Here is a 10,363-nt window from a genome sequence, read left to right as displayed (position 1 = left end):
CGGAGCGACACATGACTACGCCCAGCGACAAGGTTGTCGACGCCCTCCGGTCCTCGATGAAGGAGGCCGAGCGGCTTCGACGGCAGAACCGCGGTCTCGTCGCCGCCGCGACCGAGCCGATCGCCGTGGTCGGGATCGGCTGCCGCTACCCCGGTGGGGTGGCGTCCCCGGAGGACCTCTGGGACCTGGTGGCGGCCGGCACCGACGCGATGTCCGGCTTCCCGTCCGACCGCGGCTGGGACCTCGACGCCCTGCGCGCGGCCGGGGTCGACGAGCGGGGCACCGACCTCAGCCGGCGCGGCGGTTTCCTCGACTCCGTCGCCGGTTTCGACGCCGACTTCTTCGGCATCTCGCCGCGCGAGGCCGTCACGACGGACCCGCAGCAGCGGCTGCTGCTGGAGACCTCCTGGGAGGCCTTCGAGCGGGCGGGCATCGACCCGGTGACGCTGCGCGGCAGCCGGACCGGCGTCTTCGTCGGCACCAACGGCCAGGACTACGCCTACCTCCTGGTGCGCGGCCTGGACGACGCCACCGGGGACATCGGCACCGGGATCGCGGCCAGTGCCGTCTCCGGACGCGTCTCCTACGAGCTGGGGCTGGAGGGCCCGGCCGTCACCGTGGACACCGCCTGTTCCTCCTCGCTGGTCGCCCTGCACTGGGCGGTGCAGTCGCTGCGGTCCGGCGAGTGCACGCTCGCGCTGGCCGGCGGCGTGAACGTGATGTCGACGCCCGGCTCCCTGATGGAGTTCAGTCGGCAGGGTGGGTTGGCTTCGGACGGTCGGTGCAAGGCGTTCGCGGAGGCGGCGGACGGCACGGGCTGGTCGGAGGGTGCGGGTGTGCTGGTGCTGGAGCGGCTGTCGGACGCGCGGCGCAACGGGCATCCCGTGCTGGCGCTGGTGCGCGGCAGTGCGGTGAACCAGGACGGTGCGTCCAATGGCTTCACCGCGCCGAGCGGCCGCTCGCAGCAGCGGGTGATCCGCCGGGCACTGGCGAGCGCCGGGCTGTCCGGGGCGGACGTGGATGCGGTCGAGGGCCACGGGACGGGTACGCCGCTGGGTGATCCGATCGAGGCGCAGGCGCTGCTGGCGACGTACGGGCAGGACCGGGAGGTGCCGCTCCTCCTGGGCTCGATCAAGTCCAACATCGGGCACACCCAGGCGGCGGCCGGCGTCGCGGGCGTGATCAAGATGGTCATGGCGATGCGGCACGGGGTCCTGCCGAGGACCCTGCATGTGGACGCGCCGTCCTCGCACGTGGACTGGTCGGCCGGCGCGGTTGGGCTGCTCACCGAGGCGCGGGCCTGGCCGGAGGTGGACCGGCCGTGGCGGGCGGGCGTGTCCTCCTTCGGGATCAGTGGGACGAACGCGCATGTGATCGTGGAGCAGGCGCCGGTGGTGGAGGTTGTGGCCGAGGCGGTGGTGTCACCTGTCGTGGTGCCGTGGGTGGTGTCGGGGAAGTCCGAGGCGGCGTTGGATGCGCAGCTGGGGCGGGTGTCGGCGCTCGGTGAACTGTCGGCGCTGGATGTGGGGTTGTCGCTGGCGGGGCGGACCCGGTTCGGGCACCGGGCGGTGGTGCTGGACGGCACCGAGGTGGTGCGCGGCGAGAGTAGCGAGCGGTCGTTGGCGGTGCTGTTCTCGGGGCAGGGCTCGCAACGGATCGGCATGGGTCGTGAGTTGTATGCCCGCTTCCCGGTGTTCGCCGAGGCGTTCGACGCGGTGTGTGCGGAGCCGGGGTTCGGGTCGGTGCGGGAGGTGGTCTGGGGTGCGGACGCGGCGTCGCTCGACCGGACGGTGCACGCGCAGGCGGCACTGTTCGCGGTGGAGGTGGCGCTGTTCCGGCTGGTCGAATTCCTGGGCGTGCGGCCGGATTTCGTGGCCGGGCATTCGATCGGTGAGGTCGCGGCGGCGCATGTGGCGGGCGTGTTCTCGCTGGCGGATGCCTGCACGCTGGTGGCCGCCCGCGGGCGATTGATGGACGCGCTGCCGGCCGGTGGAGCGATGGCCGCGCTCGAAGCAACGGAGTCCGAAGTCCGCTGCCTCCTGAATGACTTCGTTTCGATCGCGGCCGTCAACGGTCCGCTGTCCGTGGTCGTCTCCGGGGCCGAGAGCGCGGTCGAGGGAGTCCGGGAGTACTTTGCCGAGCAGGGGCGGAAGACCGCCCGACTCTCGGTCAGTCACGCGTTCCACTCGCCGCTGATGGACCCGATGCTCGCCGAGTTCCGTGCAGTGGTCGAGGGCCTGTCGTTTCGGCCGCCGGAGCTGGCGTTGGTGTCGAACGTCACCGGGGGCGTCGCGACGGCGGAGCTGCTGTGTTCGCCGGAGTACTGGGTGCGCCATGTGCGGGAGGCGGTCCGGTTTGCGGACGGGGTGCGGGCGCTGGTCGCCGAGGGTGTGTCGGCATGCCTGGAGCTGGGCCCCGACGGGGTGCTCACCGGGCTGGCGCAGCTGGCGGTGGCCCAGGAGATCACGGCGGAGCCGGTGCTGCGCAAGGGCCGCGGCGAGGAGGTCGGCCTGGTCGCCGGTCTGGCCCGGTTGCACGTCGCGGGCGTGGCTGTCGACTGGGCGCGGCTCTTCGACGGCACCGGCGCCCGCCGGGTCGATCTGCCGACCTATGCCTTCCAGCGCGAGCGCCACTGGCCGGTGCCGGCCCCGGCCGTGGGAGACGTGACGGCTGTGGGACTCCTCGCCGCCGAACACCCGCTCCTGGGTGCGGCGATCCCCTTGGCCGGCTCCGAGGCGGTGGTGTTCACCAGCAGGATCTCCGCCCGGACGCAGCCCTGGTTGGCGGCGGAGGCCGTGGAAGGGCAGGTTGACTTCCCGGCCACCGCGCTCCTGGAACTGGCCCTCCAGGTAGGCGACTTCGTGGGCTGTGACCGGGTCGAGCAGCTGACCCTGAGCGCGCCCCTGGTGCTCGCGGGGCACGACGGCGTGATGCTCCAGGTGCGGGTCGGCTCACCGGATGCGTCGGGTGTGCGGGCGGTGAGTTTCTTCTCGCGTGCGGAAGGGGTGGTGGAGGGGCCCTGGACCGAGCATGCGTCGGGTGTGTTGGTGGTGGGGGAGCGGGTCGCGGACTTTGACGGGTCGGTGTGGCCGCCGCGTGGTGCGGTGGTGGTTTCGTCGGGTGGTGGGTCGGTGTCGGTGTGGCGTCGGGGTGAGGAGACCTTCGTCGAGGCCGGGTTGACGGGTGAGGCCGGGCGGGATGCGGGGCGGTACGGGCTTCACCCGGCGTTGCTGGCGGAGGTGGTGCGGGCCGTCGGCGGTGGGTTGGTGCCGGTGGGGTGGGGCGGTGTGTCGCTGCATGCGGCGGGTGCGTCGGTGGTGCGGGCGCGGGTGACGCGGGCCGGTGAGGGGGTGGTGTCGCTGGCGGTGGTGGATGTCGAGGGTGCGCCGGTGTTGTCGGTGGAGTCGCTCGTGTTGGGGGCTCCGGTGGCGGGGGCGGTGGCGGGGCTGGACGGGTTGTTGCGGTTGGAGTGGGTGTCGGCGGTGTCGCGTCCGGCCGGTTCTGGCGCGGTGCGCTCGGTGACGTTGGGCGTCGAGGTGTCGTGCCTGGCGGAGGCGCCGGGGGACGCGGCGCTGGTGGTGGTTCCGGTGTCGGCGCCGGGGATGGACGTCCCGAATGAGGTGCATGAACTCACTGCGTGGGTTTTGGGGTTGGTGCAGGAGTGGGTCGCTTCGGAGCGGTCGGCGCGGTTGGTGTTCGTGACGCGTGGCGCGGTTCAGGCTGATGCGGACGAGGTGGTGCGGGATCTGCCGGCGGGTGCGGTGTGGGGTCTGGTGCGGTCGGCGCAGTCGGAGAATCCGGGCCGGTTGCTGTTGGTGGATCTGGAGGAGGGTGCTGAGCTGCCGGTTGCCGGGGTGTTGGCGGCGGGTGAGGCGCAGGTGGTGGTGCGTGGTGGTGTGGTGCGGGTGGGTCGGTTGGCTCGCCGGGCCACGGGTGCGGGTGGGTCCTCGGTGTGGGCGAAGGCCGGGACGGTGTTGGTCACGGGTGGGACGGGTGGTCTGGGCCGCGAGGTGGCTCGGCATCTGGTCACCGAGCACGGTGTGCGGAAGCTGTTGCTGGTGAGTCGGCGTGGCTTGGGGGCGCCGGGTGCGGTGGGGTTGCGGGCGGAGCTTGCCGGTCTGGGTGCGGAGGTGGTCGTCGCCGCGTGTGATGTGGGGGACCGTGGGTCGTTGGCCGGGGTGCTGGAACAAACCAGTGATCTGTCGGCGGTGGTGCACACGGCCGGGGTGCTGGACGACGGTGTCGTGACGTCGTTGACCCCGGAGCGGTTGTCGGCCGTGCTGCGTCCGAAGGTGGACGCGGCCTGGAATCTGCATGAGTTGACCGAGGACCTGGAGCTGTCGGCGTTCGTGCTGTTCTCGTCGATCTCGGGTGTGATGGGCAGTGCCGGTCAGGGCAACTACGCGGCGGGCAACGTCTTCCTGGACTCGCTCTCCCAGTACCGCCGTTCCCGTGGTCTGGCGGCGCAGTCGCTGGCCTGGGGCGCCTGGGCCCCCTCCGGCGGTATGACGGGAACGCTCTCCGAGGCGGACCTGCGGCGGATCACCGCCTCCGGCGTGCCGCCGCTGTCCGTCGCGCAGGGTCTGGCCCTCCTCGACGCCGCCACCCGGACCGACGAACCCTTGCTGGTGCCCCTCGGCAGGCTCACGGGAACTGCGCAGCCACACCGCGAGGTGCCGCCGCTCTTCCGCAACCTCATTCGTGGCTCGCGGCGACGCGCTGCGACCACCGTGGGCGGGGCCGGTACGGCGGCGGTTCTCGCGGCCCGGCTGCGGGAACTGCGGGGCGGGGACCAGGCCCGCTTCGTCGTGGACCTGGTCCGCGCCGAGGCCGCGTCCGTGCTGGGGCATTCCTCCGCGAAGTCGGTCGACCCGAGTCGGGAGTTCCGGGAACTGGGCTTCGACTCGCTGACGGCCGTCGAGCTGCGCAACCGATTGACCTCGGTCACCGGGCTGCGGCTGCCGGCGACCCTGGTCTTCGACCACCCCACACCCACCGTCCTCGCCGCACACCTGCTCACCGAACTTCTCGACGAGCGGGGGGAGTCGGACATCCCGGAGGCGACTCTCCCGGACGGTGACGAACCGGTCGCCATCGTCGGCATGGCCTGCCGGATGCCCGGTGGCGTGGCCTCTCCCGAGGAGCTGTGGCACCTGCTCGTCGACGGACGGGAGGGCATGGCCGAATTCCCCACCGACCGCGGCTGGGACCTGGCCGCCCTCTTCGGCGGCACCGGCGCGGACAGCCGCGGGGTGAGTGCCACCCGGCGTGGTGGATTCCTTCCAGGACTGGCCGAGTTCGACGCGGGCTTCTTCGGGATCTCGCCGCGTGAGGCGATGGCGATGGACCCGCAGCAGCGGCTGCTCCTGGAATCCTCGTGGGAGGCCTTCGAGCGGGCGGGCATCGACCCGGTGACGCTGCGCGGGAGCCGGACCGGCGTCTTCGTCGGGTCGACGGGCCAGGACTACGCCTCGTTGGTGATGAACTCCCGTGAGGACGTGGAGGGCCACGCCAGTACGGGCCTGGCGAACAGTGTGATCTCGGGTCGGATCTCCTACACCTTCGGACTGGAGGGACCGGCCGTCACGCTGGACACGGCGTGCTCCTCCTCCCTGGTCGCGCTCCACCTCGCCGCCCGGTCGCTGCGCAGCGGCGAGTGCACGCTGGCGCTGGCGGGCGGGGTGACGGTGCTCTCCACGCCGATGAGTTTCCTGGGGTTCAGTCGGCAGGGTGGGTTGGCTTCGGACGGTCGGTGCAAGGCGTTCGCGGAGGCGGCGGACGGCACGGGCTGGTCGGAGGGTGTGGGTGTGCTGGTGCTGGAGCGGCTGTCGGACGCTCGGCGCAACGGGCATCCGGTGTTGGCGGTGGTGCGCGGCAGTGCGGTGAACCAGGACGGTGCGTCGAACGGTCTGACGGCGCCGAACGGTCCGTCGCAGCAGCGGGTGATCCGCCAGGCACTCGCCAATGCCGGTCTGACGGCCGCCGAGGTGGACGCGGTCGAGGGCCACGGGACGGGCACGCCGCTCGGTGACCCGATCGAGGCGCAGGCGCTGTTGGCGACCTACGGGCAGGACCGGGAGGTGCCGCTCCTCCTGGGCTCGCTCAAGTCCAACATCGGGCACACCCAGGCGGCGGCCGGCGTCGCGGGCGTGATCAAGATGGTCATGGCGATGCGGCACGGGGTCCTGCCGAAGACGCTGCACGTGGACGCACCGTCCTCGCACGTCGACTGGGACCGAGGAGCGGTCGCACTGCTGACCGGGCCGACACCGTGGCCTGCGGTGGACCGACCCTGGCGGGCCGGAGTGTCGTCGTTCGGGCTGAGTGGGACGAACGCGCATGTGATCGTGGAGCAGGCGCCGGTGCTGGAGGGTGCGGTCGAGGCGGTGGTGTCACCTGTCGTGGTGCCGTGGGTGGTGTCGGGGAAGTCCGAGGCGGCGTTGGACGCCCAGTTGGGGCGGGTGTCGGCGCTCGGTGAACTGTCGGCGCTCGGTGTGGGGGTGTCGCTGGCGGGGCGGGCCCGGTTCGGGCAACGGGCGGTGCTGTTGGACGGCGTGGAGGTGGCGCGGGGTGCGGCCGTGGAGCGGTCGTTGGCGGTGCTGTTCTCGGGGCAGGGCTCGCAACGGCTGGGGATGGGTAGTGAGTTGTATGCCCGCTTTCCGGTGTTCGCCGAGGCGTTCGACGCGGTGTGTGCGGAGCCGGGGTTCGGGTCGGTGCGGGAGGTGGTCTGGGGTGCGGACGCGGCGTCGCTCGACCGCACCGAGTTCGCTCAGACGGCGCTGTTCGCGGTGGAGGTGGCGCTGTTCCGGCTGGTCGAATTCCTGGGCGTGCGGCCGGACTTCGTGGCCGGGCATTCGATCGGTGAGGTCGCGGCGGCGCATGTGGCGGGCGTGTTCTCGCTGGCGGATGCCTGCACGCTGGTGGCCGCCCGTGGCCGGTTGATGCAGGCCCTCCCCGCCGGTGGTGCGATGGTCGCGATCGAGGCCGACGAGGACGAAGTCCTGGCCCTGCTGGGCGAGTCCGTGTCGATCGCGGCCGTCAACGGTCCGTCGTCCGTCGTGGTGTCGGGCGCCCGCGACGCGGTGGAGGCGGTCGATGCCCACGTCCGGAAGCTGGGCCGCAAGACCACCCTGCTGCGGGTCAGTCACGCGTTCCACTCGCCGCTGATGGACCCGATGCTGGCCGAGTTCCGCACGGTGCTGGAGGGCCTGTCCTACGGACCGCCGCAGATCCCGCTGGTGTCCAACCTGACCGGCGGTCTCGCGACGGCCGAGACGGTCTGCTCGGCCGACTACTGGGTCCGCCACGTCCGGGAGACCGTCCGCTTCGCCGACGGTGTCAGGGCGTTGGGCGAGCGCGGCGCGTCGGCGTTCCTGGAGCTCGGCCCCGACGGCGTCCTGACGGCCCTCGCCCAACTGACGCTTGAGCAGGAGCAGGTGGCTGCCGCGGTGCTCCGCAAGGACGGCAGCGAGGAGGTTGCCCTGCTCACGGGCCTGGCCCGGCTGCACGTCGCGGGCGTGGCCGTCGACTGGGCCCGGCTCTTCGACGGCACGGGCGCCCGCCGCCTGGACCTGCCCACCTACGCCTTCCAGCGCGAGCGCTACTGGCCCGTTCCCGCTGCCCGGACCGGCGATGTGAGCGGTGCGGGTCTCAGGCCGACCGAGCATCCGCTGCTCGGGGCATCGGTCGAGGTCGCCGATTCGCAGAGCGTACTGCTGACCGGCCGGCTGTCGATCGACTCACAGCCCTGGCTCGGTGACCACCGGCTCGGCGCCGATGCTGTTCTCCCGGGCACCGGCTTCCTGGAGTTGGCGATCCGTGCCGGGGACCAGGTCGGCTGCGGCCGGGTCGAGGAACTGAGCGTCACCGAGCCGCTGCCGCTCCCCGAGGAGGGGGCCGTCGTGGTCCAGGTCTCGGTCGGAGCCGCCGACGAGGCCGGCCTTCGTCCGCTGCGCTGCTACGCCCGCCCGGACGGTGCGCCGGACACTCCGTGGACGTGCCACGCCACCGGCACCCTGGCCACGGGCGGGCAGGGGGTGCCCGGCTTCGACGCGACCGTCTGGCCACCCCGGGACGCCCGCGCGGTGGACCTGCAGGGCTTCTACGAGTCGGCAGAGTACGGCGCGGCGTTCCGAACGCTGCGGGCGGTGTGGCAGCGCGGCGAGGAGGTGTTCGCCGAGGCCGCGCTGCCCGGCCGGGCGGACGATGCCGGGGCTTTCGGTCTGCATCCGGCGCTGCTGGAGGCGGCCGTGCAGGCTGCGGGCTTCGCCGGGGTGGACGACAGCGAGCGCCTGGCGCCCTCCGGGTGGACCGGGGCGGAGCTCCACGCGACCGGCGCGTCCGTGCTCCGGCTGCGCGTGGTGAAGGCCGGCGACAGCTCGGTCGCCGTGCTGGCGGCGGATGCCGACGGTGCACCGGTCCTCTCGGTGGACTCCCTGGTGCTGTCCGCGCCCGCAGCCTCGCTCGACGCCGCACGCGACCGAGGCCGGGAGGAGGGGTTGCTGCGGTTGGAGTGGGTGCCGGCGGTGTCGCGTCCGGCCGGTCCTGGCGCGGTGCGCTCGGTGACGTTGGGTGTGGGGGTGTCGTGCCTGGCGGAGGTGCCTGGGGACGCGGAGCTGGTGCTGGTTCCGGTGTCGGGCGCGGATGTCGATGTCCCGAGCGAGGTGCATGAACTCACGTCGTGGGTCTTGGGATTGGTGCAGGAGTGGATCGCTTCGGAGCGGTCGGCGCGGTTGGTGTTCGTGACGCGTGGTGCGGTGGCGGCCGATCGTGGCGAGGTGGTGCGGGATCTGGCTGCCGGTGCGGTGTGGGGTCTGGTGCGGTCGGCGCAGTCGGAGAACCCCGACCGGCTCGTCCTCCTGGACGTCGAGGAGGAGTCGGAGGCGGTCGGCGTGCTGACGGGCCTCGCCCCGCTGCTCGCCGCCGGTGAGACCCAGTTCGTCGTGCGTGGTGGTGTGGTGCGGGTGGGTCGGTTGGCCCGCCGGGCCACGGGCGCGGATGGGTCCTCGGTGTGGGCGAAGGCCGGGACGGTGTTGGTCACGGGTGGGACGGGTGGCCTGGGCCGCGAGGTGGCCCGGCACCTGGTCACCGCGCACGGTGTGCGGAAGCTGTTGCTGGTGAGTCGGCGTGGATTGGAGGCGCCGGGTGCGGTGGGGTTGCGGGCGGAGCTCGCCGGTCTGGGTGCGGAGGTGGTCGTCGCCGCGTGTGATGTGGGGGACCGTGGGTCGTTGGCCGGGGTGCTGGAACAAACCAGTGATCTGTCGGCGGTGGTGCACACGGCGGGTGTGCTGGACGACGGTGTCGTGACGTCGCTGACACCGGAGCGGTTGTCGGCCGTGCTGCGGCCGAAGGTGGATGCCGCCTGGCATCTTCATGAGTTGACCGAGGGCCTGGAGCTATCGGCGTTCGTGCTGTTCTCGTCGATCTCGGGTGTGATGGGCAGCGCCGGTCAGGGCAACTACGCGGCGGGCAACGTCTTCCTGGACAGCCTGGCGCAGTACCGCACCTCACGGGGTCTGGTGGCGCAGTCGCTGGCCTGGGGTGCGTGGGCCCAGTCGGCCGGTATGACGGGGACGCTCTCCGAGGCGGACCTGCGGCGGATCACCGCCTCCGGTGTGCCGCCGCTGTCCGTCGCGCAGGGTCTGGCCCTCCTCGACGCCGCCACCCGGACCGACGAACCCTTGCTGGTGCCGATCGGCCGGACCTCCGGCGCCACGCGGATGCAGGGGCCGGTCCCCGCTCTGCTGCGCGGCCTGGTCACCGGCACCCGGCGGGTCGCGGCGAGCGGCGGAGGCGGGGTCGCGACGTCCACTGCCCTCGCCGCCCGGCTGCGGGACCTGCGCGCCGGCGAGCGTCTTCGCGCGGTGGTCGACCTGGTCCGGGCCGAGGGGGCCACCGTGCTGGGGCATGCCGGCGCGAAATCCGTCGACGCGGGCAGGGAGTTCCGGGAGCTGGGCTTCGACTCGCTGACGGCCGTCGAGCTGCGCAACCGGTTGACCTCGGCCACCGGGCTGCGCCTGCCGGCGACCCTGGTCTTCGACCACCCCACGCCCACCGTCCTCGCCGAACACCTGCTCGCCGAACTCCTCGACGAGCACGGCACGGCCGACGCGTACGCGCTGCTGACGGAGTTCGACCGGCTGAGCGCCGCCCTGACGGCCGGCGAGCCCGACGAGGCGACGAAGGACGCGCTCTCCCTCCGACTGCGCCGGATGTTGGAGACGTTGCAGGGCAAGGAGCCGGCCACCGCGGCGAGCGGTGTCGCCGACCGGATCGAGTCCGCGAGCACGGACGAGGTCCTCGCATTCATCGACAACGAGCTCGGCCGTCTGAGCGACCGCTGATCCGGCCCGCACCACCACAG

1 protein-coding gene is annotated in these 10,363 nt (G+C 72.6%); it reads left to right on the top strand.

What is annotated here, in order from left to right; all coding sequences use genetic code 11:
* Positions 1-11 precede the first annotated feature (11 nt).
* The gene (locus tag ACFVYI_RS21055; protein WP_387887696.1) at positions 12-10,343 is read left to right on the top strand and encodes an SDR family NAD(P)-dependent oxidoreductase; all 10,332 of its coding nucleotides are present in this window, start codon (positions 12-14) and stop codon (positions 10,341-10,343) included.
* Positions 10,344-10,363: the final 20 nt, after the last annotated feature.

The sequence above is a fragment of the Kitasatospora sp. NPDC058218 genome (genome assembly GCF_042882445.1).
Classification (GTDB): domain Bacteria; phylum Actinomycetota; class Actinomycetes; order Streptomycetales; family Streptomycetaceae; genus Kitasatospora.
Note: the sequence above shows the minus strand (reverse complement) of the source record. Positions and strands in the feature narration are given on the sequence as shown.

Bases quoted from the DNA above. Each gene is read 5' to 3' on its own strand.
- ACFVYI_RS21055 (WP_387887696.1), top strand. From the start codon at position 12: ATGACTACGCCCAGCGACAAGGTTGTCGACGCCCTCCGGTCCTCGATG.